The 26,424-nt window shown below is 67.7% G+C and carries 22 protein-coding genes and 1 pseudogene; 18 read left to right on the forward strand and 5 right to left on the reverse strand.

Going from position 1 to position 26,424, the window contains the following annotated elements; all coding sequences use genetic code 11:
- The first annotated feature begins 6 nt into the window (after positions 1-6).
- The 3 genes from tpiA to ACOZ38_RS16460 all read left to right on the forward strand — a co-directional run bounded on the left by tpiA (position 7) and on the right by ACOZ38_RS16460 (position 1,606).
- Positions 7-792 (forward strand): triose-phosphate isomerase, encoded by a 786-nt coding sequence (gene tpiA / locus ACOZ38_RS16450; protein ID WP_405147749.1) that lies wholly within the window; start codon positions 7-9, stop codon positions 790-792.
- Between the two features lie 129 nt (positions 793-921).
- Entirely contained in the window at positions 922-1,152 is a 231-nt protein-coding gene (gene secG, locus ACOZ38_RS16455; RefSeq protein WP_358559885.1) for a preprotein translocase subunit SecG, read from the forward strand.
- A 109-nt stretch (positions 1,153-1,261) separates the two neighbouring features.
- Positions 1,262-1,606, forward strand: a complete 345-nt coding sequence (locus ACOZ38_RS16460) for an RNA polymerase-binding protein RbpA (RefSeq protein ID WP_189163482.1) — start codon at positions 1,262-1,264, stop codon at positions 1,604-1,606.
- Between the two features lie 115 nt (positions 1,607-1,721).
- Here ACOZ38_RS16460 and ACOZ38_RS16465 read toward each other — a convergent pair whose 3' ends face one another.
- Positions 1,722-3,395, reverse strand: a complete 1,674-nt coding sequence (locus ACOZ38_RS16465) for an amidohydrolase (protein WP_424531587.1) — start codon at positions 3,393-3,395, stop codon at positions 1,722-1,724.
- A 390-nt stretch (positions 3,396-3,785) separates the two neighbouring features.
- Here ACOZ38_RS16465 and ACOZ38_RS16470 point away from each other — a divergent pair, with 390 nt between their 5' ends.
- Positions 3,786-4,841, forward strand: coding sequence for an N-acetyltransferase family protein (locus ACOZ38_RS16470; protein WP_424531589.1), 1,056 nt, complete (start codon positions 3,786-3,788; stop codon positions 4,839-4,841).
- A gap of 301 nt (positions 4,842-5,142) precedes the next feature.
- Here ACOZ38_RS16470 and ACOZ38_RS16475 read toward each other — a convergent pair.
- Positions 5,143-5,607, reverse strand: a pseudogene (locus ACOZ38_RS16475) (Clp protease N-terminal domain-containing protein); the annotation flags it as partial.
- A gap of 637 nt (positions 5,608-6,244) precedes the next feature.
- Here ACOZ38_RS16475 and ACOZ38_RS16480 point away from each other — a divergent pair.
- Positions 6,245-9,247: a family 20 glycosylhydrolase gene (locus ACOZ38_RS16480; RefSeq protein ID WP_424531590.1), complete on the forward strand. Its 3,003-nt coding sequence runs from the start codon at positions 6,245-6,247 to the stop codon at positions 9,245-9,247.
- 478 nt (positions 9,248-9,725) lie between these two features.
- On the opposite strand, the gene hydA is transcribed toward ACOZ38_RS16480, so the two are convergent.
- Complete coding sequence (gene hydA, locus ACOZ38_RS16485; RefSeq protein ID WP_424531592.1) at positions 9,726-11,135, reverse strand: dihydropyrimidinase; 1,410 nt, start codon at positions 11,133-11,135, stop codon at positions 9,726-9,728.
- A 91-nt stretch (positions 11,136-11,226) separates the two neighbouring features.
- Here hydA and ACOZ38_RS16490 point away from each other — a divergent pair, with 91 nt between their 5' ends.
- The 13 genes from ACOZ38_RS16490 (at position 11,227) to ACOZ38_RS16550 (ending at position 25,304) form a co-directional block, all read left to right on the forward strand.
- Positions 11,227-12,006, forward strand: coding sequence for a GntR family transcriptional regulator (locus ACOZ38_RS16490; RefSeq protein ID WP_424531594.1), 780 nt, complete (start codon positions 11,227-11,229; stop codon positions 12,004-12,006).
- 73 nt (positions 12,007-12,079) lie between these two features.
- Positions 12,080-13,168: a BMP family lipoprotein gene (locus ACOZ38_RS16495; protein WP_424531596.1), complete on the forward strand. Its 1,089-nt coding sequence runs from the start codon at positions 12,080-12,082 to the stop codon at positions 13,166-13,168.
- Between the two features lie 27 nt (positions 13,169-13,195).
- Positions 13,196-14,755 carry an ABC transporter ATP-binding protein gene (locus tag ACOZ38_RS16500; protein ID WP_424531597.1) on the forward strand — a complete coding sequence of 520 codons (1,560 nt, stop codon included), beginning with the start codon at positions 13,196-13,198 and terminating at the stop codon, positions 14,753-14,755.
- Positions 14,752-15,867 carry an ABC transporter permease gene (locus tag ACOZ38_RS16505; protein ID WP_424531599.1) on the forward strand — a complete coding sequence of 372 codons (1,116 nt, stop codon included), beginning with the start codon at positions 14,752-14,754 and terminating at the stop codon, positions 15,865-15,867. The genes ACOZ38_RS16500 and ACOZ38_RS16505 overlap by 4 nt, the downstream gene beginning before the upstream one ends.
- Positions 15,860-17,758 carry a PfkB family carbohydrate kinase gene (locus ACOZ38_RS16510; RefSeq protein ID WP_424531601.1) on the forward strand — a complete coding sequence of 633 codons (1,899 nt, stop codon included), beginning with the start codon at positions 15,860-15,862 and terminating at the stop codon, positions 17,756-17,758. The genes ACOZ38_RS16505 and ACOZ38_RS16510 overlap by 8 nt, the downstream gene beginning before the upstream one ends.
- Complete coding sequence (locus tag ACOZ38_RS16515; RefSeq protein ID WP_424531603.1) at positions 17,739-18,899, forward strand: SIS domain-containing protein; 1,161 nt, start codon at positions 17,739-17,741, stop codon at positions 18,897-18,899. Before ACOZ38_RS16510 ends, ACOZ38_RS16515 begins: the two co-directional genes overlap by 20 nt.
- Positions 18,896-19,666 carry a sugar isomerase domain-containing protein gene (locus ACOZ38_RS16520; protein WP_424531604.1) on the forward strand — a complete coding sequence of 257 codons (771 nt, stop codon included), beginning with the start codon at positions 18,896-18,898 and terminating at the stop codon, positions 19,664-19,666. Before ACOZ38_RS16515 ends, ACOZ38_RS16520 begins: the two co-directional genes overlap by 4 nt.
- A gap of 47 nt (positions 19,667-19,713) precedes the next feature.
- Positions 19,714-20,631 carry a deoxyribose-phosphate aldolase gene (gene deoC, locus ACOZ38_RS16525; protein ID WP_424537028.1) on the forward strand — a complete coding sequence of 306 codons (918 nt, stop codon included), beginning with the start codon at positions 19,714-19,716 and terminating at the stop codon, positions 20,629-20,631.
- 11 nt (positions 20,632-20,642) lie between these two features.
- Positions 20,643-22,082, forward strand: coding sequence for an aldehyde dehydrogenase family protein (locus ACOZ38_RS16530; RefSeq protein WP_424531606.1), 1,440 nt, complete (start codon positions 20,643-20,645; stop codon positions 22,080-22,082).
- 93 nt (positions 22,083-22,175) lie between these two features.
- Positions 22,176-23,036, forward strand: coding sequence for an aldehyde dehydrogenase family protein (locus tag ACOZ38_RS16535; RefSeq protein WP_424531608.1), 861 nt, complete (start codon positions 22,176-22,178; stop codon positions 23,034-23,036).
- A 173-nt stretch (positions 23,037-23,209) separates the two neighbouring features.
- Positions 23,210-23,986 (forward strand): polysaccharide deacetylase family protein, encoded by a 777-nt coding sequence (locus tag ACOZ38_RS16540; RefSeq protein WP_424531609.1) that lies wholly within the window; start codon positions 23,210-23,212, stop codon positions 23,984-23,986.
- Complete coding sequence (locus ACOZ38_RS16545) at positions 23,983-24,381, forward strand: cupin domain-containing protein (RefSeq protein WP_424531611.1); 399 nt, start codon at positions 23,983-23,985, stop codon at positions 24,379-24,381. Before ACOZ38_RS16540 ends, ACOZ38_RS16545 begins: the two co-directional genes overlap by 4 nt.
- A complete protein-coding gene (locus ACOZ38_RS16550) occupies positions 24,378-25,304 on the forward strand; it encodes a hypothetical protein (protein ID WP_424531613.1) in 927 nt (308 codons plus the stop codon). The genes ACOZ38_RS16545 and ACOZ38_RS16550 overlap by 4 nt, the downstream gene beginning before the upstream one ends.
- A gap of 39 nt (positions 25,305-25,343) precedes the next feature.
- On the opposite strand, the gene ACOZ38_RS16555 is transcribed toward ACOZ38_RS16550, so the two are convergent.
- Together ACOZ38_RS16555 and ACOZ38_RS16560 are read right to left on the reverse strand one after the other, a co-directional pair.
- Positions 25,344-25,673, reverse strand: coding sequence for a hypothetical protein (locus tag ACOZ38_RS16555; RefSeq protein ID WP_424531615.1), 330 nt, complete (start codon positions 25,671-25,673; stop codon positions 25,344-25,346).
- A gap of 41 nt (positions 25,674-25,714) precedes the next feature.
- Positions 25,715-26,353 carry an NAD(P)-dependent oxidoreductase gene (locus ACOZ38_RS16560; RefSeq protein WP_424531616.1) on the reverse strand — a complete coding sequence of 213 codons (639 nt, stop codon included), beginning with the start codon at positions 26,351-26,353 and terminating at the stop codon, positions 25,715-25,717.
- Positions 26,354-26,424 lie beyond the last annotated feature (71 nt).

Raw genomic sequence — 26,424 nt, forward strand, 5'->3', positions numbered from 1 at the left:
CGACCCATGAGCACAGCCCGCAAGCCGCTCGTCGCCGGCAACTGGAAGATGAACCTCAATCACCTTGAGGCCATCGCGCTCGTCCAGAAGCTGGCGTTCACCCTGACCGACAAGGACTTCGACCGCACCGAGGTGGCCGTGCTGCCGCCGTTCACCGATCTGCGCAGCGTGCAGACCCTGGTGGACGGCGACAAGCTCCGCATCGAGTACGGCGCGCAGGACCTGTCCGCCCACGACAGCGGCGCCTACACCGGTGAGATCTCCGGTTCGATGCTCGCCAAGCTGGGCTGCACGTTCGTCCTCGCCGGGCACTCCGAGCGGCGCGAGCACCACCGCGAGGACGACCAGCTCGTCAACGCCAAGGTGCAGGCGGCCTACCGGCACTCGCTCACGCCGATCCTGTGCGTGGGCGAGGGCCTTCCGGTCCGCCAGGCCGGCGGCCACGTCGCCTACGCCCTGTCGCAGCTCGACGCCGCGCTCAACGGCGTGAAGACCGACCAGGCCAAGTCGCTCGTCGTCGCCTACGAGCCGGTGTGGGCCATCGGCACCGGTGAGGTGGCGACGCCCGACGACGCGCAGGAGGTGTGCGGCGCCATCCGCACGCGACTCGCCGAGCTGTACGACGACGAGGTGGCCGGTGGCATCCGTATCCTTTACGGTGGGTCGGTCAAGTCCGGCAACATCGCCGGCATCATGGCCCAGCCCGATGTCGACGGAGCCCTGGTCGGCGGTGCGAGTCTCGACCCGGTCGAGTTCGTGAAGATCTGCCGTTTTGGCGAAATGTCGGGCTAGCTGAGCTATTTCGGAGGTACAAGTTGACATCACGACGTACCCTCGAAGAGAAACTTTGAATCATCACCCCGGCGATCGCCGGGCAGGTCAGGTCGCGCTTCGGCGCGCGAAACAGGGAACAGGTCAACGGTGACTATCGGAATCTCCATCGCCCTCATCCTGTCGAGTGCACTCATGGTGCTGCTCGTGTTGCTCCACAAGGGCAAGGGTGGCGGCCTCTCGGATCTCTTCGGCGGCGGGTTCACGTCGTCGTTCGGCGGGTCCTCGGTCGTGGAGCGGAACCTCGACCGGCTGACGATCATCACCGGCACGATCTGGTTCGTCTGCATCATCGCGCTGGGCCTGCTGCTCAAGCCGTAGCGGACCTACCGGCGTACTGACCGCACCCGGGGGTAGCGGTCATTCCCGGCAAAGCCTGACAGAGATTCTTTCCCCGTCCCTGCGGGGCGATCAAGCGAGGAGTTCATCCGTGGGTAGTGGCAACGCGATCCGTGGTAGCCGTGTCGGTGCCGGTCCGATGGGGGAGGCCGAGCGTGGCGAGGCGGCCCCTCGAGTGCGGGTCTCGTTCTGGTGCGCCAACATGCACGAGACGCGTCCGAGTTTCGCCAGTGACGCAGCCGTCCCGGAGTACTGGGACTGCCCTCGATGCGGTCTTCCCGCCGGTCAGGACGAGTCGGCCCCGCCCGCGCCTCCGCGCAACGAGCCGTACAAGACGCACCTGGCCTACGTGAAGGAGCGGCGCAGCGACACCGACGGCGCCGCGATCCTCGCCGAGGCCCTTGAGCGGCTTCGCAACAACCGTTCGCCCTGGTAGGCCTTGCCGGTCGTGCTCGAGTGAGCGATGCCCCCGCGGGAGACCCGCGGGGGCATTGTCGTCCGGCGCCCGAAGTCCGGGCCCGAGGCTCAGGCCCGAAGCTCAGGCCCGAGGCTCAGGCGTGGCGCTCGTAGACGGCGTCGCCGCCGGCGAAGGTCATGGCCACCTCGGTGGTCCAGATCTCCTTGGACGGCAGCTCGAACGGGTCGCGGTCGAGGACCACCAGGTCGGCGCGGTTGCCCTCCGCGATGACACCGGCCTCGTCGTCGTGGTTGATCCAGGCCGACCCGGCGGTGTAGGCGGCCATCACGGTGGCCAGGTCGAGGCTCTGTCCCGGCAGGAACGGCGTCTGGGCCGTCGGGTAGCCCGCGTGCACCGAGCCGCCGGGCTCGGTGCGGTTGACCGCCACGTGCATGCCCTGCAGCGGGTCGGCCGAGGAGACCGGCCAGTCGCTGCCCGCGCACAGCCGCCCGCCCGTACGCACCAGGTCGGCGAACGGGTACTGCCAGGACGAGCGCTCCTCGCCGAGGTAGGGGATGCACAGCTCGTCCATCTGCAGGTGGTGGGTCGCCCACAGCGGCTGGAGGTTGGCGGTGACGCCGAGCCGGGCGAAGCGCGGCACGTCGGAGGGCTCGACGATCTGCAGGTGGGCGATGTGGTGCCGGTTGCCGGGCGACGTGCCCTCCAGCGCGTCCAGGGACTCCCGTACGGCGCGCTCGCCGATGGCGTGGAAGTGTACCTGGAAGCCGAGCCGGTCGAGCTCGGTGACGTAGCCGTTCAGCAGGGCGGGGTCCACGTACGACAGGCCGCGCTGGTCGGGGCCGCAGTTGCAGTAGGGCTCGATGACGGCGGCGGTGAAGTTCTCCGCGATGCCGTCCTGCATGATCTTCACAGAGCCGGCCGAGAACAGCCCTCCGGCCTGGGCGCGGCGCTCGGCCATCTCCTCGATCTGCTCGGCGCCCCTGGTGCGGTCCCACCACAGGGCGCCGACGACGCGTGCCCTCAGCCGTCCCGCGCCCGCCGCGGACAGGTAGGCGGGGAAGTAGTCGTCGGAGCCCGCGTACGAGCCGACGATCGCGTCCTGCCAGCCGGTGATGCCCAGGGAGAACAGGTACGACTGCGCGTCCATCAGCGCCGCGTCGACGTCGCCGGCGGTCGGCCGGGGGGTGAGCAGGCCGACCAGGTCCATGGCGCCCTCGTGCAGGACGCCGCTCGGCGTGCCGTCGGGGTCGCGCTCGATCCGTCCGTCGGCGGGGTCGGGTGTCTCGGCGGTGACCCCGGCGATCGAAAGGGCCCGGGAGTTCACCCAGGCGGCGTGGTGGTCGCGCTGGATCAGGTAGACGGGCCGGTCCACGAAGTCGAGTTGCGTGCGGTGCGGGAGCCCGCCGGGGAAGGCGGCCATGTCCCAGCCGCCGCCGTCGATCCACTCCTTGTCCGGGTGCGCCTTGGCGTACACCGCGACCTTCTGGACGTAGGCGGCGAGGCCGAACACCTCCGACAGCTCGCACTTCGACCGCTCCAGCCCGGCCTGCACCGGGTGGATGTGGGCGTCGGTGAACCCGGGCGTCAGCAGCCCGCCTGCGAGGTCCACGGTCTCGTGCCCGGGGCGCGCCTGCCGTACGACGTCGGCCTCGGCGCCCACGGCGGCGATGCGCCCGTCCCTGACCAGCACCGCCTCGGCGAACGCGTCCGGGCCGGTGGATCCGGGGTAAGCGGGATATAGGGGAGCGCCGGGCAGGCGTGCCGAGCCGGTGAACACGCGCCCGCCGCGGAAGAGCAGATCGGTCATCGAGAATCCGGGGCCCCGCGTCCGACCGGCCTCGGCCGGGTGCCGGACCCCTCCTCCTACCTGTTGATCGTGATGGTGGTAGTGCCGGTTGATCGTGATGGTGGTGGTGCCGGTGTCGCTCGCCGTCGAGGGTTCGCGCGCCGAGGGCGCGTGCCGGCCGGGGGCGGAGCCTCTCCGCAGCGGGGAACGCGCCTGCTCGTATCGCCACATCCTGCTATATCCGCCGGCCGCCCCGCAGCCTGGCACCGGAAAGCACGGCGATTCACGACACGTCGTATGAAATCACGCGTTCAGCAGCAAAGCATGTAAACGAAACCACGGGCTCATCCCTGTGTAGCAGCTTTGTAACAGTCCGGCGGCATTCTGGTGACCGGACAACAGGGGGTTTCGATGGGATTTTTGCGGATTCGTACCACGGTGGACGAGCGGCCGGGCCGGCTTGCCTCCCTCACCGCCGCGCTGGCGGCCAAGGGCGGCAACATCCTTGGACTGAGCGTCCAACCTGACACCGACGGCACAGTGGACGAGTTCGTCGCCGACATCCCGGCGTCCGCCGAGAACGTACGGGAGGCTCTGGAGGCGGCGGGCGGCCGGCGCGTGCAGGTCGTGCTCGCCACCGCCCACGAGCTGACCGACGAGCCGACCCGCGTCCTGCTGCTCGCCTCCCGGCTGCGGGCCACGCCCTGGCGGCTGCCTGAGGTGCTGGCCGACCTGCTGCGTGCCGACGACGCCCGCTGGGTGTACGGGTCGGACATGTCGTCCGACCTGCCGGACCCGACGCTGCTCACCGTGCCCGTCGCCTCCCGCCGCGCCATCCGGCTCCGCAGGAGCGGGCTCTCGTTCACGCTGACCGAGGCGGCCCGGGCCGCCGCGCTCGTACGGCTGGCGCAGCCTCCGGCCGAGGCCACGGCGGCCGAGCGCCCGGTGGTGCTCAGCGACGGGGTGGAGGTGCAGGTGCGCCCGCTCACCCTGCTCTACCGCGAGGCCGTGCGCGACCTGCACGACCGGTGCTCTCCCGACTCCCGCAGGTTCCGCTACTTCACCTCCATGCCGACCCTGCCGCCGCGCATGTTCGACCGGCTCTGCGACCGCGACCGCGGGCACTCGCTCGTCGCCGGTCACGACGGCCAGGTGGTGGCCCTGGCCAACTTGATCTTCACCCAGGATCCCGGTATCGCCGAGATGGCGTTCCTGGTCGAGGACCGGTGGCAGGCGCGCGGCCTCGGGGGCGCGCTCGCCCGCATGCTGCTCCAGGAGGCCTGCGACCTGGGCTTCGCGGAGGTCCGGGCGACCCTGCTCTCGGACAACGTGCGCATGCGCCGCCTGCTGCTCTCCCTCGGCGCCACGCTGGCGTACACCGAGGACCCCGGTGTGCTGGAGGCGAGAATGGCGGCGGGCACGATGGTGCCCGCGCCGCGCGCCTCGGCCGCCGGGCGCCGCGACTGACCGCCGCGATCCGGGGACGCTCGGGGACTCCGGATCGCGGCGGTTCACCTAGTCATCCGGGGGTCTCCGGGGTCTCGGGGGCCTTGGAGGGCGCTTCGCCGGTGCCTGGGCTTGGGCTTGGGCTTGGGCCTGGGTTTGGGTTTGGGCTTGGGCTTGGGCTTGTACCGGCGTCGGTGCCCGTGTCGTCCGGGGCGGGCGGGACGCCCATGGCGTCGAGCCTGCGCTCGATGCGGTCCAGGCTCTCCTGGATGCGTTCCAGGCGCGCGCCCAGACCTTGTGCGGGGGTGAACAGGACGGTGTCCTCGGCGGGGTTGCCGAGCCTGCGGCCCCTGCGGCTCTCAGCGCCCTCGATGAGCCGCTCGCGCACCTGCTGGAGGTCGACCTCGTGGAGCACCAGCACCTGGACGGCGACCCCCTCGCCCTCGCGGACCAGGCCCAGCAGGATGTGCTCGGTGCCGATGTAGTTGTGGTGCAGTTGGAGGGATTCGCGGAGGGACAGTTCGAGGACCTTCTTGGCACGCGGCGTGAACGGGATGTGCGCTCCCGATGTGCTCACCCCGAGCCCGACGATCTCCTCGACGCTCGTCCTGACGTCGTCCAGGGTGAGGCCGAGGCCCGTCAGGACCGTCGCCGCGAGCCCCCTGCCCTCGCCCAGGAGGCCGAGGAGCACGTGCTCGGTGCCGATGTACTCGTGGTTGAGCCGCCTGGCCCCCTCCTGGGCGGTGACCACGGCACGACGTGCGGAATCGGTGAAGCGCTCGAACACGGGAGCCTCCGCGTGCGTCCGGTGGGGGTCGGCCGGGCCGCTGGCATGGGGGACCGGCTCGGTACGGCTTCTTCCACTATGCGGCAAACCACCCCGCCGCGGACAGGCATCCGGTTCGCGGCGGCCTTTCCAGGCCGCGCCCGGACCACAAGGCGGCCGTTCTCCTTGTCCGGACCGGCCTGAACCGATGGTGTCCATCGGGTTTGCCGCGTCTGATCTCCCGGTCGACGGCCCCGCCCATCGAGTTCCGGCTCACTCCCGAGATGCCGTCGACGTCGCCCGCCCCGGTATAGACCGGCTGTGGCAACAGCCACCCTTGTTGCGAATCCGATACATGGCGGTATAGACCAAAACTTTAACTTCTGTTTACCCTGACTGCCTGAGATCCCTACATAAGGGATCTATCCGCCGCCCAAGGCCGCCAACCGGTATAGACCAGTCACCCCCCAATAGCAAGGCGCTGATCGAGATGAGTAAGAAGATCACCGGGACGGTCGGTCTCCTGGCCGCGTGAACTCCCCCACATCAGGAAGCTGCACGGACGCTGCAGCGTCGAGCGGGTCCGCCGGACATGTCCAACCAATGCCCGAACGCGGCCCGTGCTGGAGGTATGCGGTACCCCGATCTAAGGAGTGACGTGAAGATCTCGTTCCTATCGGCGAAGCGCGAGCAGAGAAGGGGCCGTGGCGCAAGCCGACGGCCTCGGGCCCGCGCGGTCTCTGCTTTGACAATCGGTGCGCTCCTCGTCACATCCCTCACCGGTGCCATGGCGAACGCCGCACAGGCCGGCACGGCGTCGACCGCGCCTGCATCACCCCAGACCGTTCCTCTCCCGGTTTCGACGAGCACCACGGCCGAGAGCGTCAATCTCGCCCTTCAGCCGGGTGTGGTCGCCTCCGCCAAGTCTCAACGCATGACCTCGCCCGCCGCGACGTACGCGCCCGCCAACGCCATCGACGTTTTCGTCCACAACGGTTGGACCTCGAACTATGCGTCGGTCGGGAATGGCTATGACCCGACTAAGGACTGGTTCCAGGTCAAGCTGGCCGAGCCCGCCCCGGTCCACGAGGTGTTCAGCCGCTGGACGGCGCCGGCCAAGCCGACGGAGTACGACCTACAGGTCGCCACGGACGCCGACTGTCAGACGTGGTCGACGGTCGCCCATGTAGCGAATCCGAGCGACAAGGATTCGCAGGTGATCGACCGCAAGGACCCGATCTCCTGCGTCCGGATGCAGGCCCTGGCCACGAATTCCACGACCGGATACACGATCAACGAGTTCGAGGTGTGGTCCGGCCCCAAGCCGGCGCCGGTCGTGGGTCAAATCATTCCCGTGCCGGTGCGGCAGACGCCCGGCACCGGTCAGCCGTGGGAGCTCACGGCCAAATCCCGGATCGTGGTCTCCGGCAGCGGCCTCGCCGCCACGGCTGAGGTTCTTGCGGGCAACCTGCGGCCCGCTACCGGGTACGAACTCCCCGTGGTGACAGGTTCTGCCACCGCCGCCGACATCGCCCTCACCCTCGCGCCGGTGCCCGGCCTTCCCCAGGGCAACGAGGTCGCGGCGGCCGAAGGCTACTCCCTCACGGTGTCGAGTGCGGGCGTAAACGTCGTGGCCCCGAACGCGCACGGCCTGTTCAACGGCTTTCAGACCCTTCGGCAGTTGTTGCCGGCGGCGAGCTACTCGCCTTCCATCGGCGTGGGGCCATGGACGGCACAGCCCACAACGGTCGTGGACTACCCACGTTATGAGCATCGAGGTCTCCAACTCGACCCTGCCCGTAACTTCCTGACGGTGGCCGAAGTAAGGTCCATGATCGACCAACTGGCGGCGTTGAAGGGCGACCAACTGCACCTGCACCTCAGCGACAGCCAGTCCTGGCGCCTTGAGATCAAGGGCTACCCGGCACTGGACGGCACCGGGTGCAACGGAGCGGCCTGCCTCGCGGGTTTCTACACGCAAGAGGACTTCAAGGGCTTGGTCAAGTACGCGGCCGATCGGTTCATCGAGATCGTCCCCGAACTGGAGGGTCCGGCCCATGCCACGGCGGCGGTCACAGCCCTGGGCGGCCGCGCGGTCATGGGTTGCCAAGGCCAGACCCAGACCGACAGGTTCTGCACCAATCCGAATGACCCGGCCAGTGCGCGCGCCCTCGCGTTCTGGAGAGACGCGATCGCGCAGCTTGCCGCGATTTCTCCCGCACACATCATCCACATCGGCGGTGACGAGGCCATCGGGATGCCCCACGAGGACTACAAGTGGTGGATCCGGCAGATGGAGATCATCGTCAACGACAACGGCAAGCGGATGATGGGCTGGAACCCAGCGCTGGAAGGGTACGCACCGGGTTCCACCTCCATCAACCATTACTGGTCCGACTACACCGGCGGTGGGCCCGCTCTCATCAAGCCTGAGTGGTTCAACCAAGGCCGGGACGTCATCGTGACCCCGGAATACAACGCCTATCTCGACTTCGGATATGACGGTTCCCCCGGCAGGACGCCGCGGACGGAACTTCTCCAGTCCTACTCGTGGGACCCGGAATGGGTGTACGAAAAGTACCGGTCGGTCTGGGCTCAACCCGCCTACGGCGGGCCGAAGGCGGAGGACATCCTCGGTATCGAGGCGCCCATCTGGGGCGAGCAGATGCGTGGGCTGGCCACGAACGAGTACATGGTCTTCCCGCGGCTGGCCGGAATCCTGGAAAAGGCCTGGTCCCCCAAAGTGCTCACCCAGGACTACGACGCGTATCGGCAGCGGCTCAGCGTGGCCGGACCCCGGTGGGCGTTCGCGAACGTGAACTTCGGCACCATATCCCAAGTCACCTGGAGCACGGCGGTGATGGGGACGGTCGCCCGTTTCGGCGTGGACAAGACCCTGAGCGATGCGCCCCTGGCGCGTATGACCGCCGGCTCGATTCCGCCCGGTGAATTCGCGGCCGTGATCGATTGGGGCGACGGATCCCCGACGGAGCCGGCCGGCATCGCGGGACGCGATTACGTGGCGAGCCAACGGCAGGGTAGAAGCCTGATGTCGGTCAGCGGGAGCCACACCTATCCGGCGGACCAGGTGTACCACGGAACCGTCACCTACAGTTATCGGGACCAGACCTGGGTCGTGCCGTTCACAGCGACCGGCGTCCCGTCCTGCACGAAGACGATCACCGGGTCCCACTCTGGCCCATTGACCGTCTCCTCAGGCGTCACGTGCCTCGATGACGCGACGATCACCGGACCCGTGACCGTGCGTACAGGTGCCGGGCTTTACGCGTCCGGGTCCGAAGTACGCGGCCCGCTGACGGCGTCCGGGGCCGCCGACATTCTGCTGTGCGGTACCACAGTGTCCGGGCCGGCCACCCTGACCGGCGGGGCGCGGGTCTGGCTCGGCAACCACAAGGGGAACTGCGCGCCGGCGACGATCAAGGGCCCGGTGACGGTCACCGGCACGACGGGTCAGGTGACGATCGACGGCTCGACGGTTAGTGGCCCGCTCGTCCTGCGGAACAACACGGCGACGACGATCGTCGCTGGTAACCACATTGGCGGGCCACTGTCGTGCGCGGGGAACTCTCCTGCGCCGAGCAACGCCGGCCAGCCCAATACCGCGTCCGGCCCGAAGTCGGGGCAGTGCGCCGGGCTGTAGACGGACGAAATGACCGGCCGAGGCGTTAAGCCCAGTAGGTGAACGCTGGTCACGGCGGCCCTCCCGTATTCGTGGGATGGGGAGGGCCGCCGTGACCGGTCAGGCACGGACAGTCGGCTACCCCCGTATCTGAACGGCTGCCTGCGCAGGCCCGACATGCCGCCGTCGACGGCGAGCGACATCCCGGTAGTCGCACCGACCGCGGAACCAGCGAGGTAGGCGACGTCCATCCACGACCCCGGCCGTCCGGGGGAGGTCGTCAGTCGTTCAGCGTGCCTCGCGCCAAGGGCGCGCTCTTCCCACTGGCGAATGAAGGACTGGTGGAGATCAGCAGGGAGCGGCCTGAGCAAGCCTTCCCCGCGGAATGGGTCCGCCGCCTCCGCGATGGCGCCCAACCTGCCCTACTACGTGCCGTGCACACAGAGGTCTCCGAAGCGGGACTCGAGCCACCAGGGCCGTTGATCCGGCTCGGCGGTGGTCAGCAGATCAGACGGTCCTGGACGAGCGGCTCGGACTCCAGTGCCTTTCCGTGGTGCCCGGCGACGTGAAGTGCACCCTGGTGGAGAAGGACCTCACCCCTCACGATCACCGTGCTGGGCCACCCGGAGAGCGACTTTCCCTCGTAGGGGCTGTAGTCGGTGGCCATGTGCAGTTCGGCGGCGGTCACCGTACGGGTCTCGGTCGGATCGATGATGAGAAGGTCGGCATCCGAGCCCGGCGCGATCACTCCCTTCTGGGGGTGGATTCCGTTGAGCCGTGCGGGGTTCGCGGCGGTGAGAGCGACGAATCTTTCCAGGGGCAGCCGCCGGCGTCGCACGAGCTCGGTGAAGATCACCGGCATCCGCGTTTCGACGCCGGGCATGCCGTTGGGCATGACACGCACGTCAGAGCGATCCGCCCGCTTCTGCTCAAGGCTGTAGCAGCAGTGGTCGCTACCGATCGTGTCGACCTCACGAGCCAGAGCTCGGCGCACGACTCCGGCGACGGTGCTCGCCGACCGCAGGGGAGGACAACACACATACAGTTCGGGGGACTCGCTCTGGTAAGCGCTGTCGTCCAACGTCAGGTAGTGCGGGCATGTTTCCGTGTAGGCGCGGACACCGCGTGCGCGTGCGCGCCTGACCTCACTGATGGCCTCCGGCGTCGACTGGTGAACGAAGTACACCGGAACATCAAGAGCTGCCGCGGAGGACAGGACCTCACGTACGGCGGTGACCTCGGCCAGTTCGGAGCGGGTGTGGGCATGTCCAGAGGCGTCGATGCGACCGGCGGACACGGCCTTGTCCTGGTCGCTCTCCACGAGATGGTTCGCCTCCGCGTGCACGTAGGCCATGCCGCCCAGAGTTCGCAGTGACTCCATGACTCTCACAACGGTGCCGGGGTCCGCCATGACGACGTCGCGGTAGGTGGTGAAGAGCTTCACCGTACGGACCCCGAGCTCGGCCATCTCACGCAGCTGCCCGGGCACACTGTCGTCCCAGTCGACGACGCAGGCGTGCAGGGCCGCGTCGCACACACCCAGCGCCGCGGCTTCCCGCCGCTCGAGGACCGCCTCCAGGGGACTCTGACCCGCAGTGGGAATGGCGAAGTCGACGACCGTGGTGGTTCCTCCCCACAGAGCCGCCGTCGTGGCTTCGAGATAGCCGTCACGAGTGGTGTAGTCGCCGAGCGACATGCCGATATGGGTGTGCGGATCGACTCCTCCGGGCAGCACGAGGTGTCCGGTCGCGTCCACGACACGCGTGCCATCGCTGATAGGGGGGATGGGCTCTCCCGCGGCGATCACCTGGGCGATTCGCCCATCACGCACGACCACGGTCGCCGGCGCGCTCCAGTCGTCATTCACCACCAGCCCACCAACCACAAGAAGATCTGGTGATGAGTTCATCGTGCACTCCCTCGACGCAACTTCGCGCACACTCTTGACGGGCTTCCTGTAGGTCAGGTTGGATGTCCAACAACCTACCAAGGAGACCTGCATGGAGGAAGAGTCGAGTTGGGATCTCGGATCCTGGCCAGGGCGACGGTCCTCGCTGCCCAGCGAGATCGCTGCCGCGCTCGCCTCGCGCATTCGCTCGGGTGAGGTGCCGCCAGGTACGAGACTTCCCAGCGAGCCGGAGTTGGCACGCAGTCTCAACGTCAGCCGCAACTCCGTTCGCGAGGCCATGAGCGTGCTTCGGGAGCAGGGGCTCGTCGCGACCAAGCAAGGCATCGGCACCTTCGCTCTGGACCCCAGCCGTGATGCGCACTTCCCGGTGGACGTCGGCATCGAGCACCTCATGAGCACCACCGAGTTGATCACCCGGGCCGGGCACAAGGCGGGCAGCCGGGACTATAGGCTGGTCACGGGCCCGGGGGATGCCGGCATTCGGCAACAGCTGCGACTCGGACCGGAGGAACAGGTCCACTGCGTCGAGCGGGTGCGGACGGCGGACAACCTGCCGGTCATCTTCTGCCGTGACTACCTCAGCGTGAGCCGCGTTCCCGCGAAGCTCATGGCGCAGTACAAGGGAGACGAGTCGCTGTTCGTCTTCCTGCAGCGCGACTGCCGGCTCGAGGTCCACACAGCGCGCGCGGACATCGTCCCCTCCCTGCCCAGTCCGCGGGTCGCCGAGCTGCTCCAGTTGACCAGGCGCAAGCCGTTGCTCGTCCTGAACCAGCTCCACTACGACGATGACGGCGCACCGTTCCTGTACAGCGAGAACCACTTCAACCTCGAGTACATGGGCCTGCACGTACGCAGGACACCCATCACCTAGCCGTTCGGTCTTCCCTCGCTCGCGCTGACCTCGTGGTCATCGGCTTCAACTCAGAGATTGCCCAGGAGGCATCGTGACCCACATTCACCACACCGGCCCGCGGCGGCGCGCCGCGACACTTCTCGCCTTCGGCAGCGTCGCCGCACTTGTCCTGTCGGCCTGCGGTGGAGGCTCCTCCTCCTCTTCCGCCACCTCGTCGTCCGCTGCATCCGGTGGGACCGGCGACGGCGCCGGTTCCGCTGCGGGCAAGACCGCGACCCTGGTCAGCATCCAGTCGGTGACGGACAAGGGTGTGATGCAGGACTTCGTGGCCGGCTTCAAGGCCGCCACCGAGAAGGCGGGCATGAAGTCGAACGTCGTCGTCCTGACCGACGCGTCCACTTATGAGTCGACCCTTGAGAGCGTGTCCGCGCGGAGCGACCTCATCTTCACCACCTTCCCGCCCATGATCCAGGCCGTGGAGAAGGTCGCGCCGCAGCACAAGGCGGTTTCCTACGTGCTGCTCGACGCCCGTCTCGGCGCGCCGCAGAGCAACGTCCAGGAGCTGTTCTTCCGTGAGAACGAGTCGTCCTACCTTGGCGGAGTCGTAGCTGGAGAACTGACCAAGGCGAAGAAGGTCGGTTTCCTCGGTGCGCTCAAGCAGGACGTCATCGACCGGTACCTCGTCGGATTCCAGGCGGGCGTCAAGTCGGTGGATCCGGGGATCAAGGTCTGTTACGCCTATGTGGGGTCCCTCGGCGACCCTGCCCTCGGTAAGCAGTTCGCCAACACGATGTACGACCAGGGCGTCGACATCATCCACGCGGCCACCGCTGGAACGCAGGTGGGCGTTTATCAGGCCGCGGAAGAGAAGAAGAAGTTCCTGGTCAGTGCCGACGTGGACGTTCGTCAGCTGGCTCCCAATTACGGGCTGACGGCTACCGGCCCGGACTTCTCCGGTGCCGCCAAGGTCGCGGTGGAGCAGTTCGCCGCCGGCAAGTTCAAGACGGGTCTGCAGGTTTACGGTCTCGCAGACGGGGCTGTGCGGATCCTGCCCTACAACGACAAGCTCGTCCCGCAGAACGTGCAGGCCGACGTCGAGAAGGCCAAGCAGGACATCATCGCCGGAACGATCAAGGTGCCCGACGACAAGTCAGTCGACTCGATCAAGAACTGCGCGTAAGGGTCAACGATGACGGGTTTGGGTGCGGTGGCGGAGGGCGCCGCCGAGAGGCGGCATCTTCCCGCCGACAGAATCGCGCTGGAGACGACTGGGCTGACCAAGCGCTTCGGTGCGCTGGTGGCGAACGACGACGTCGGGCTCCGGGTGCCGGGCGAGACGATCCACGCTCTTGTGGGTGAGAACGGCGCGGGCAAGACCACGCTCATGCGCATGATCTATGGCCTGTACGTGCCGGACTCGGGAACCATCCGTCTGCACGGCAAGGCGGTCGCCTTCGGGAGCCCGCGTGACGCTCTCGCGCATGGTGTCGCCATGGTGCACCAGACGTCGCTGCTCGTCGGTTCGCTCTCTGTCGCCGAGAACGTCATGTTGTCGCTGGCCGGGCGAAGCCGATCCCCGCGACGGGTCGTGATCGAGCGACTCGCACGGCTCAGCGGTGAGAACGGGCTGGGCATCGATCCGAAGGCGATCGTGGACTCGCTGTCCGTCGGGATGCGTCAGCGTGCCGAGATCCTCGGCGCGCTCTACCACGATGCCAAGTTGCTCATTCTGGACGAGCCGACGACTGTGCTGACTCCCAAGGAGGCCGCGCGGTTGTTCGCCGTGCTGCGTGACGTGACCACGCGCGGCACCACCGTCGTGCTGGTCACGCACAAGTTGCGAGAGGTCCTCGCTGTCACGCAGAACGTGACGGTGCTGCGGGGCGGGAAGGTGGTGGCGGAGGCCCCGACCGCCGAGCTTGACGAGAAGAAGCTCGTAAGGCTGATGGTCGGGCGAGATGTCTCCTTGTCGGTAAGCGAGACACATACCGTCCCTGGACCCGCACCTATCAGGAAATCGCCCACCCTCGAGGTGGAGGATCTCGTGGCGGTCGACCGGATCGGCTGCCGCCGTGTCGACGGCGTGTCTCTCAGCGTTCATCCGGGAGAGATCGTCGCGGTCACCGGTGTGGAGGGGAACGGGCAGCGTGAGTTGGTCGAAACGATCGTGGGATTGCAACGTTCCACAGCCGGTCGTATCCGGCTGGGCGGCGTGGACGTCACGAGCGCCGGCATCGGCCGCCGACGGAGACAGGGTCTCGGCTACATTCCCGAGTCACGTCCGACGGAAGGACTCGCGAACGAGCTGCCCATCGAGGACAACCTCGTTCTGGGGCAGCATCGTCGCGCGAAGTTCGCCCGCAACGGGCTGCGCAGGATCCGCGCGACGCGCGACTTCGCGGTTCGCCAGATCGCTGAGTTCGACGTCGTGGCGAGCGGTCCGGGTGTCGCCGTCGGAACGCTGTCCGGCGGTAACGCGCAGAAGGTCGTCGTCGCTCGCGAGGTCAGCAAGCAGCCGAAGGTTCTACTCGCGGTGCAGCCCACTCAGGGGGTGGACGTCGCGGCCGCGTTCGCGATCCGCCAGACCCTGAGACGGCTCAGGGACGAGGGCATGTCGATCCTTCTCGTCACGTCTGACCTGCGAGAGGCGTGCGACCTCTGTGACCGTGCCGTCGTTCTCTACAACGGATCGATCGCGGGGGAACTGGACCGGAGCGAGGCGACGGAAGAGAGCCTGGGAGGCCTGGCCATGGGGGTTACCGCGTGAGCACTCTTACCCAGGTCCCGCGCCGGATCGTACTGGGCACGACAGGGCTGAGGATCCTCGCCATCGTCGTCGCCGTGACCCTGGCCGCCATCGTCGGCGCCCTCGTACTGATCTCGGTGGGCGAGGACCCGCTGGAGGCGTACCGAGGGCTCTACGACGGCGCCTTCGGGTCGTCGACGGAGATCAAGGCGACGCTGGCCCAGAGCACACCACTCATCTTCGCGGCACTGTCCTTCGTCGTGGCGTTCCGTTCCGGGATCTTCAACGCCGGCGGGCAAGGCCAGGTGGTCATGGGCGGGTTCGTCGCGGCGGTGATCGGCTCAAGCCCCGCACTCGCCGGGCTGCCAGGACCGGTGCTGGTAAGCCTGGTGATCGTGGCTGGAGCGGTCGGCGGCGCCCTGTGGTCGCTTCCACCCGTCCTGCTCAAGGTGTGCTGGGGAACCAATGAAATCCTCACGTCGCTCATGCTGAGCTACGTCGCCGCCCTGCTCAACGACTACCTCGTCCAGGGACCGTTCCGGGCCGCCTCGGTGCAGCCGGGCTCGAACGCCCAGACGGAGAGCCTGCACCCGTCCGCGCACTTCCCCGTGGTACTGCCCGACTCACGGGTGACGTTCCTGCTCCCCCTCGGGGTCGCCGCGGCCGTATTCATCTGGTGGGCGATGCGCCGCACCACGCTGGGCTACGAGCTGCGCTTCTTTGGTCACAACCCCCAGGCCGCGCGGGCGGGAGGAATCGGCACGACCCGCGTCATGATCACGGGCATGCTGTTCAGCGGGGCCCTGGCCGGGATCGCCGGAGCCGCGGTGGTCGGCGGAGTCTTCCAAGCAGACATCACCCCTTTCCCCGCGGACATCGGCTTCAACGGGATCCTCGCCGCGTTGCTGGTGGGCACGTCGCCGCTACTGGCGCCGTTCGCTGCGATCTTCTTCGGAGCCCTGTCCCAAGGAGGTCTGGGTCTGCAGATCTTCACCGGTGTCTCTCAGTACATCGCCTCAGTCCTCACCGCCACGGTGATCTTGTTCATCGCCCCCCGGGGGCTGCCGGAGACCTGGACGAAGCTCAAACGGCGCTTCACCGTCCGTTCGGTGAGCGGAGGCCACCGTGAATGATCTCATCGGTCTGCTGGGACCGGGAATCCTGCTGGCCGCGCCGATTCTCTACGCGGCACTCGGCGGCATCTTCACGCAACGAGCCGGCATCTTCAACATCGGTCTCGAGGGCTTCATGCTGCTCTCGGCCTACTTCTCGGTCGCCGCGGCGAGCGCCACAGGGTCACTCCTGGTGGGAACCCTGGCCGGAGTGGCGGCCGCGGCACTGACGGCCGCCGTCATGGGCGTCATCGTGGTCGGGTTCAAGGCGGACGAAGTCATCGTCGGCATCGCCGTGAACGTGTTCGCCCTTGGGCTGACCACCTTTCTGCTGTCCAACGCCCAAGCCTCCGAAAGCCGTCTGGAGCTGGCCACCGGCTATCCCCAGCTACACCTTTCCTGGCTTGACGGCATCCCTGTTCTCAACCAGGTCTTCAACAACCGTGACGTCCTGGTGTGGGCACTCATCCCCGCGGTACTCGCCGTGAGCTACGTGCTCCGCCGCACGAGTTTCGGACTGCGGCTCAAGGCCGCGGGTGAAGCCCCGCTGGCGGCGCGCGCGGCAGGAGTACGAGTCGCCGGCGTCCGGTTCGCCAGCGTCCTCATCAGCGGCGTCCTGTGTGGAGTCGCGGGCGCGCAACTGGCCATCGGGTCGGTCCACCTGTTCAGCGAGAACATGACCTCGGGGCGAGGGATCATCGCGTTCGCCGCGGTGATCTTCGGTGCCGGTCTCGTCAGCCGCACGACGGTGGCCTGTCTGCTGTTCGGGTTCGCGCAGGCACTCGCCGGCCTCCTGCAGATCCGGACCGACTTCCCACCCCAGTTCGTGCTCATGGTCCCCTTCATCCTGACCATCCTCGCCGTCACCCTGAGCGATGCTCTGCGTGGCCGGCGAGTCCGGAGGCCCGACGAAGAGGTCACCGCCGAAGACGTGCTCGTCGCGGAGTCGGCAGGCATCGTCATCGCCGGCCACCTGACCATCGACGAGATCCGGTTGCAGGACGGTCAGACACTGCCGGCCACCACGGGAGGGGCCGCGGGCTACGCGGCGCTCGGTGCGTTCCTCGCCCAAGGGGACGCCGCCATCGTCACTCGCGTCGGCTCCGACTATCCCCTGGCGCGGCTGGAACTCCAGCACCTCGACGGGGGACGTGTCCACACGGACTCGGTCAGGGTCCTGCCGGGGAGGAGCATCCACAACGTCGCCCGGTACGCCGCGGACGGCGCGCGCGTATTCGACATCGAGAGCTTCGACGTGCTGGTCGCGCAGACTCCGCAACCTGAGGACCTGACCGACCTGAAGCTTGAGGGCCGCTGGGTTCTCGTGGCGCCGACCACCCTTGAGCAACAGCGTCATCTCGTGGAAGCGCTCAAGGCGGAGGGTGCCCGTGTCGCTCTCGACACCGAGCTTCACTACCTCACCGCCCCGGACGCATTGGAGCGGTTGCGGGACCTGACGCGCTTGTCGGACTGTTTCCTGCCCAGCATCGAGCACATCCGTCACCTGTTCGGTGCCGGCACGCCAGATGATCCCGCCTCGCTACAGGCGGCGGTCGCATCGTTCGACTGTCCCCTGACGGTCGTGAAGCGCGGACGCGACGGTGTCGTCGTCTACGACTCCGGCGCATTCCAAGGTGTGCCTGTCCCGGCGGTCCCCGACATAGAGGTGTCGGATCCCACGGGGGCGGGCGACAGTTTCAACGGCGGCTTCCTCGTGGGACTGGCCAGAGGCGAGCGCGCCGTGGCGGCTGCCGTCACCGGCTGCGTGGCGGCGTCCTTCGTGGTGCAGTCCGTCGGCGTCGAGGTACCCGCTGTCTTTTCAAGTCTGGAGCGGGCCGGTCGCTATCGACTCCAGTCCCGCATCGAGACACCATCATTGGAGAGGGAAGAGCTTGTCCAAGACCAGAGCTGATGACACGCGAGCCGCCGAGAGTACGCAGGCTCCGTCGCTTCTGGAGCAGGAGATCCCGCGCCAGCCCGAGGTTCTGCGCCTGGCCGCCGACTCGTTCGGCGGACCGGTCGCAGCCCTCTTGGAGGCCGTCTCGGATCGAGGTGTCGATGACTGGGTCGTCACCGGATGCGGAGACAGCCTGTTCGCCGGCGTCTGCGCGGAGGTGTGGTTCGCTCGTCTGGCCGGGCTGCGTCTGCGCGCGCTCCACGCCATGCACCTGTCCCGGGAGACCTACCAGTCACTGACCCCCCGCTCCGTTGTGCTGGCGGTGTCCCACTCGGGAACCACCGCCCGTGTGCTGGAAGCCGCGCGTGCCGCCCGCTCCCGCGGTGCCTACGTCGTGGCCGTCACCGCCAATCCCGACTCTGAGCTGGCCCGCACGGCCGACATGTGGATCGACAACTCTGTCCGTGAGGAGAAGTCGAACTGCCGCACCGCGAGCTTCCAGGCGGTCGCACTGTTCATGAGGATGCTCGCCGAGGGACTGGCGTCGAAGGCCGGCCGGGAAATCCGCTCGTTCGATCCCGGCCGGCTCACCGCCTACATCGAGGAGTCCCGCCGTCAGGTCGCGGAGATCCCGGAGTCGAGGCTCACCGGCGAGCACTGGATCTACACGGGCAGCGGACTGGGTCTGGCCGTCGCCGAATATGGGATGGCCAAGGCATACGAGGCGGCGACGATTCCCGCCCACAGCGTCGAGCTGGAACAGATGATCCACTGCGAGATCTTCACCGTACGGCCGGAAACCGTAGTAGTGATCATCTCACCTGCCGGCAGAGCGGTGTCCCGGGCGGTCGAGCTGGCCAGGGGGCTCGAAAAGCTCGGCACGGTGACCATCGCCATTACCGATCACGATGAGCTGGCGACGGCGTGCACCCACGCGCTCAGGCTCCCCGAAGGCCTCAGCGAGGACGACCTGCCGTTCATCGGGATCCTTCCGTTGCAGTGGCTGGCGTTGCGGCTCGCGGAATCCCGCGGCGAGAACCCTGATCTCGTCAACAACAAATGGGTGAACCGCCCACTCATCGACCACTCGGACCAGTGGGGGCCTGAGATGTACAACACCGACACGCCCGCCGGGCCGGCGACGGGTCAGGCATGAGCGCCGACGCCCCCGCTTCGACCACCTACCTGCGGGACCTGCGGGACCTGCTGCTCCGCATCGAGACCGAGCAGGCAGGCCAGGTAGAGGCGGCCGCCCGGACGATGGCCGACTGCATCGCTCGCGGCGGCATCGTGCACCTGTTCGGCAGCGGCCACTCCATGCTCCCAGCGCTGGAGATCTTCCCGCGTTACGGCAGTTTCGTCGGCCTTCACCCGCTGATCGACCCTCGGCTGTTCTGGTTCAACGTTCTCGGCTCCTTCGGTCTGCCCGAGATGCTGTTCCTGCAGAACACCGAGGGGTACGCGGACGTGTTCCTCGACGGCCAGCACCTTCAGGACGGCGACGTCCTGCTGATCTTCTCCCACGGAGGCACCAGTGCCGTGGTGGTCGACGCGGCGCGGTACGCCAAGAGCCGGAACATGACCGTCATCGCCGTCTCCTCATCCTCGGCGAGCGCGGCCGCGGCCCGGCACAGTTCGGGACAGAAACTGGCTGATCTCGCGGACCTGACCATCGACACTTTCTCGCCCCGCGGCGAGGCACTCGTCGATATCGACGGTCTGGAAGAACCGGTGGGCGCCGCCACGACCGTCCTGGCCATGTCCGCCGGGCTCGCGGCGGTCGCGCGCACGGCTCAACTGCTCGTGGAGGCCGGTCATCCCATCGTGCAGTCGGTTCGCGCGGAGGCCGACGAGAACAATGCCTATCGTTCGGTGTACGACGCCTACGAGGACACGCTGAGACGAAGGCGGCCAGTCCAGTGATCACCGACGCGCCGGCAGGTCCACCGCAGGACGGCCGGCTCGATGAGATCACCGCTTCCGAGGCCTCGCTGCGCCGTTTCCTGCACGGGCTTCCGGGCGTGGACCAGGTGGGCGCGGAGGCGCGCGCCGCCACGCTGGGCACCCGCTCGATCAAGACCACGGCCAAGGCCTGGGCGATCGACCTCGCGATCTCGATGATCGATTTGACGACGCTGGAGGGCCAGGACACCCCCGGCAAGGTCCGGGCGCTGTGCGCCAAGGCGATGCGGCCCGATCCGTCGGACCACACCGTCCCGAGGGTCGCGGCCGTGTGCGTCTATCCCGACCTGACGCCGGTCGCGGCAGAGGCGCTGAGGGGCAGTGGGGTACACGTCGCGAGCGTCGCGACCGCGTTCCCCAGCGGGCGGGCGAGCCTGCCGGTGAAGCTGGCGGACACCAGGTACGCGGTTGCGGCGGGCGCCGACGAGATCGACATGGTGATCGACCGCGGGGCCTTCCTGTCCGGCCGCTATCTCCAGGTCTTCGAGGAGATCGTGGCGGTCAAGCAGGCCTGCGGCACGGCCCATCTGAAGGTGATCCTCGAGACCGGTGAGCTCGCGACGTACGACAACGTGCGCCGGGCCTCGTGGCTGGCGATGCTGGCCGGTGGCGACTTCATCAAGACCTCCACCGGGAAGATCACTCCGGCGGCGACTCTACCGGTGACGATGGTCATGCTGGAGGCGGTGCGGGACTTCCGCGCAGCCACCGGCCGGCAAGTGGGAGTGAAGCCGGCGGGCGGCATCCGTTCCACCAAGGACGCGATCAGGAATCTCGTGATGGTCAACGAGACCGCCGGCGATGACTGGCTGACACCGGAGTGGTTCCGGATCGGGGCCTCGAGCCTGCTCAACGATCTGCTGATGCAGCGCACGAAGATCGTGACCGGCCGCTACTCGGGCCCCGACTACTTCACCCTGGACTGAGGCTGATCGTCATGCCGAGCAAGTTCGAATACGCCCCGGCGCCGGAGTCCCGGTCGATCGTGGACATCAAGTCCACGTATGGGCTGTTCATTGGCGGAGAGTTCGTCGACACGACCGGGGGACGCGTCTACAAGACGGTCAGCCCTTCGACGGAGGAGGTGCTCGCCGAGGTGACAGAGGGCAGCACGGCCGACGTCGACCGGGCGGTGGCCGCGGCACGCGAGGCCTACGACCGCACGTGGTCGCGGCTCCCGGCAAGAGAGCGTGGCAAGTACCTTTACCGCATCGCGCGGCTGATCCAGGAGCGGGCACGCGAGTTCGCGGTCCTGGAGTCGCTCGACAACGGCAAGCCGATCCGTGAGAGCCGCGACGTGGACGTCCCGTTGGCGGCGGCCTACTTCTTCTACTACGCCGGGTGGGCCGACAAGCTCGACCACGCCGGGTTCGGGCCGACGCCGCGGCCACTGGGGGTGGCCGGGCAGGTCATCCCGTGGAACTTCCCGCTGCTGATGCTGTCCTGGAAGATCGCCCCGGCGCTGGCGTGCGGGAACACGGTGGTGCTCAAACCGGCTGAGACGACACCGCTGACCGCTCTGCTGTTCGCCGAGATCTGCCGGCAGGCCGACCTGCCGCCCGGTGTGGTGAACATCGTGACGGGCGCCGGCGAGACGGGGCGCGCCCTGGTGAACCACCCCGACGTGAACAAGATCGCCTTCACCGGCTCGACCGAGGTCGGCAAGATGATCGCCCGCGCGGTGGCCGGTACGAGGAAGAAGGTCACCCTTGAACTCGGCGGCAAGGCGGCGAACATCGTCTTCGACGACGCCCCCATCGACCAGGCGGTTGAGGGAGTCGTCAACGGCATCTTCTTCAACCAGGGCCACGTCTGCTGCGCCGGTTCACGGCTGCTGGTGCAGGAGAGTGCCTACGACGAGGTGCTGAACGGCCTCAAACGCCGTCTCGGCACGCTCCGCGTCGGAGACCCGCTGGACAAGAACACCGACGTGGGCGCGATCAACTCCGCGGAGCAACTGGCACGCATCCGGTACCTGTCCGACATCGGGGAGGCCGAGGGGGCCGAGCGCTGGTCTCCACCGTGTGAGCTGCCGGACCGGGGCTTCTGGTTCCCTCCGACGATCTTTACGGGGGTCAGCCAGGCCCACCGGATCGCCCGTGAGGAGATCTTCGGCCCGGTGCTGTCGGTACTGACCTTCCGCACCCCGGATGAAGCCGTCGAGAAGGCCAACAACACCCCCTATGGTCTGTCCGCCGGGGTATGGACAGACAAGGGCTCGCGGATCCTTTGGATGGCGAACCGGCTGAGAGCCGGTGTCGTGTGGGCCAACACGTTCAACCGCTTCGACCCGGCGTCGCCGTTCGGCGGGTACAAGGAGTCCGGTCATGGCCGCGAGGGCGGCCGCCACGGTCTGGAGGCCTACCTCGATGTCTGACACCCACCGTCGCCCGATCGTAGGGGAGACCGTGCGTGTACCCGCCACGCTCTCCCGCACCGTCATCGGCCGGGAACACCCTGGAGCGGTCCGATGAGCGAACGTCTCGCGGTTCGCAAGACCTACAAGCTCTACATCGGCGGGTCGTTCCCGCGATCGGAGAGTGGTCGCATCTACGAGGTCACCGACACCGAGGGCCGATTTCTCGCCAACGCCGCGAAAGGCTCTCGCAAGGACGCCCGCGACGCCGTCGTAGCCGCACGCAAGGCCTTCCCTGGCTGGTCGGGCGCCACGGCGTACAACCGGGGCCAGGTCCTTTACCGCGTCGCCGAACTGCTGGAGGGTCGTCGGGCGCAGTTCGTCGACGAGGTCGCCGCAGGGGAGGGAGCCAACCGGAGCAAGGCCGAGTCCTCGGTATCCGAGGCCATCGATCGCTGGGTCTGGTACGCCGGGTGGGCGGACAAGGTCACCCAGGTCCATGGTTCGGTCAACCCCGTCGCCGGAACCTACTTCGACTTCTCGATCCCCGAACCCACCGGCGTCGTGGCCGTCCTGGCACCACAGGACTCCTCCTTGCTCGGCCTGGTCTCGGTCCTGGCTCCCGCCATCGTCACCGGCAACACCACCGTGCTTCTGGCCAGTCAGAATGCCCCCCTGCCGGCGGTAACTCTGTCTGAGGTCCTGGCCACATCCGACGTCCCCGCCGGTGTGGTCAACGTCCTCACCGGCCATACCGCCGAGGTGGCACCCTGGCTCGCCTCGCACATGGACGTCAACGCCATCGACCTCGCCGGAGCCGGTGATGCCCTCGGTGTCGAGCTGCGGATAGCGGCCGCCGACAACCTCAAGCGCGTCCTGCGCACCGACTCCGCCGACTGGGCCGTCACCCCCGGCCTCGAGCGCATGCTCGCCTGGCTTGAGACCAAGACCGTCTGGCACCCGATCGGCGTCTGACCCTGCAATCGCACAGAGAGGTTCGGTATATGACCATGGCCGAGACGTCGGGCCCTGAACGTGATCTCGTCGGATACGCTCGCGATCTGCCCGCCGCAGGCTGGCCAGGCGGGGCGCGTATCGCCGTGTCACTGGTGGTGAACTACGAAGAGGGATCTGAACGTTCGTTCGCGATGGGCGATGCCGATCAGGAGACGTCCACCGAGTGGAGCTCCTACTCACTGCCTGGTCAGGTGCGCAACCTCGCCATGGAGACGATGTACGAGTACGGCTCCCGCGTGGGCATATGGCGCATCTTCGAGCTGCTTGAGAAGTACGGCGTGAAGGCGACGTTCTTCGCCTGCGCCGTCGCGGTGGAACAAGCTCCCGAGGTAGCCCGAGCCATCCTCTCCGGTGGTCACTGCGTCGTCAGTCACGGCTACCGCTGGGAGGAGACGTTCCGGCTGAGCCGCGACGAGGAGCGGGAACACATCCGCCAAGCCATGGCGTCGTTCGAGCAGACGCTCGGGTCGAGGCCGCGTGGCTGGTACTGCCGCTACGGACCGAGCGTGAACACGCGCGAGCTCGTCGTCGCCGAAGGCTTCACCTACGACTGCGACGCTTACAACGACGATCTGCCTTACTTCGTCGAGACCACGGGAAGGCGTCATCTCGTCGTTCCCTACAGCCCGGATGTGAACGACTTCCGATTCTGGCAGTCACCGGGGATAGCCACCTCCACACAGTTCTTCGAATACCTCAAGGACTCGTTCGACGTGCTCTACGCCGAAGGCGAGCGGCGTCCCCGCATGATGTCGGTCGGCCTGCATCCCCGCATCATCGGCAGGCCTGGCCGCATCGCAGGACTGGAGCGGTTCCTCGACTACACGCGTGGCTTCGCGGACGTCGCCTACTTGACCCGCGACGAGATCGCGGACCACTGGCTGGCCGAACACGGAGGGTCGAAGTGACCGGCGAGCAAGGGCGGGCCGCTCCGACGACGCGCGTCGTCCACGCCTCCGAGGTACCCGCCGTTCCCCTCGGCGATGCCGGTACCCAGCGGGTGCTGCTCGGCGCGCCTCATGCGGACGGAAGTCCGCTGCTGATGGGGATCAGTCAGGTGCTCCCTGGACGTACGAGCGCGCTCATCGAGCACGCCAGTGCGGAGATCGCGTACGTGCTGTCCGGAACCGGGTGGATGGTCACCGACACGTCCGAACACCCCTTCGGGCCAGGAGACGCGATCCTCATCGAGGAAGGCTGCTGGCACGCGATACGAGCCGGCGAAGAGCCGGTCGAGATGGTCTACGTGTTTCCCGGCTCCGCGGTTCCCGCGACCCGTGCTCATCCAGGGGCGGTCCAGTGAACGACGCACTCCCTACGTGGTGGCCGGAAAAGGGGGTCGCGTGTTACCAGGACCTGGTCTCCTATCGGCTGGTGGGTGCCAGCGCCTGTGCCGACCGGATCACCGAGGCCATGGCCCAGTTGGCTGTCGCCGCCCAAGCCGAAGGCCTTGACGTGTTCGCTGAGGTCACTGCGGCGGGTCGGAGGTTCTGTGCCCTGAAGCCGGACACCGCGCTGTATGTCAACACGGTCGATCTGATGGCTGCGGCGAGCCGCGAAGGGCGCGCGGAGGATGTCGTCGAACGAGCTGATTCGCTTATTCGTTACCGACGTCATGCCGGGGCTCAGGTGGTGGACCACGCGGTCTCGGTGCTGGAGGAAACGGAGACTCTCCTCGTCCACGACTACAGCAGCATGGTTATTCGAATCATCGCTGAGCTGGGCAGCAGACGGGCGCACCGGGTCGTGGTGACGGCCGGTGAGCCCCTTGGCCAAGGAGAGAGAGTCGCGGAACTCGTCGCCGCGTCGGGGCACAGTGTGGTGTACATCCCTGACATGTCTGCCGCACGAGTGATCGGCGGCGTCGACGCCTTCGTCACCGGCGTCGAGTCGTTCTATGCCGACGGCTCCATGGCCAACACCGTGGGGACGGTGATGCTCGGCTTGCTCTGCCGTGAGAACGACGTGTCAGTGATAGCTCCCGCTGAGTGCCTGAAGTACGACCGTAAGAGAACCTCTGTGAAGGGCGCGGACCTCACAGCGCGGCTCCTGCATCCGTGGCCGAGCAGTGAACGTGCTCAGAGAAACGGATGGCGCGTCGAAGAGCACGTCCTGGATGCCGTACCCGGCGAGTTGGTCTCGGCCTACGTCACCGAGGCGGGAGTGCGCGACGCCGCCGAGATCGGCCAGACAGCTCGCAGTGCGGTAGCGCGGATCGCGCTCTAAAGTGGGTGTTTGATCCCGTGAGTTCTGTCTGAACTGGGTTCAGATGTCTCGCCAGGTTGGGGTGGTTTCGCGGGCGAGCGCGGTGAGTTCGGCGGCGTCGCGCCCGAGGCGCTTCATCTCGTACACGGTGAAGACAACCCGGCAGTGCGGGGCGTGGGCCTTGATCTGGCGGGCTGCGCCGGGGCGCCACGGCTGGCCGGGCCCGCGGTCGGCGGGGGTGGGCACGCGCAGGAGTTCGGCGAGCCGGGGCACCTTGGTGAAGCGGCCGGTGTGGTAGTTGCCGGCGACCGCGCCGGAGCGCGAGCGGCACGGTGAGCCGTGCGCCTTGCAGGTCGCCTCCATCCGGATCTGGCTACGCGACCCGGTCACATGACGCCACTTCTTATCGCATCTGGGGTGTCGCTATGTCGTCATGCCACGGCCAGGTGGCCGCGGTGGTGCCGTGGGGTCTCGGCCTCGTCGAGCAGGGCGAGGGCGAAGTCTGCATAGGAGATGCGCGCCGCGGTGTCGCCGTGTTCGCGGATCCCATAGTGGCCGGTGCGCTCACCCTCGTGGTCGAAGTCGCCGGCTGGGCTGACATACACCCAGTCCAGCGTGCCGCCTTCGACACGGAGCGCATCGAGACCGGCGGCGTGGGCCAGGCAGAAGGGCCGGAACTCGGCGGGGAAGCCGGGCATGTCCAGCAGGCGGGTGCCATCAGGGCCAGGCAGTAGCGCTGAGAGCCCGACCGTGACAAGCCTGCCCACTCCGGCCTGCCGCAGGCCCTTGACGAGGGCGTGCGAGGCGCCGGCGAAGAATGCCTCCGGATCGGTGCCCGCACCGTACACAGCCGCCGCGTTGATCGCGGCGTCGTGTCCAGACGCGAGAGCGGCGACATCCGTCACGTCGGTGACGTCGCCGGCGGCGATCTGTACGCTGCCGTCTGCCAAGCCGCTATAGCGCGAGGGATCGCGTACCACCCCGGTGACCTGGTGTCCACGCCGACGCGCTTCAGCGACGGCCTGCCGGCCGGCTCGGCCGCCTGCCCCGAATATCACGAACCTGCCCATCTTTGGAATACCTCCCGTTGCGTCGATGCTCCGAAGGTATCCACAAGGGCGGTTACCTCCTGGATACCGAG

Origin of the sequence: Sphaerisporangium viridialbum (assembly GCF_049674955.1) — a bacterium.
Lineage (GTDB): Bacteria > Actinomycetota > Actinomycetes > Streptosporangiales > Streptosporangiaceae > Sphaerisporangium > Sphaerisporangium viridialbum.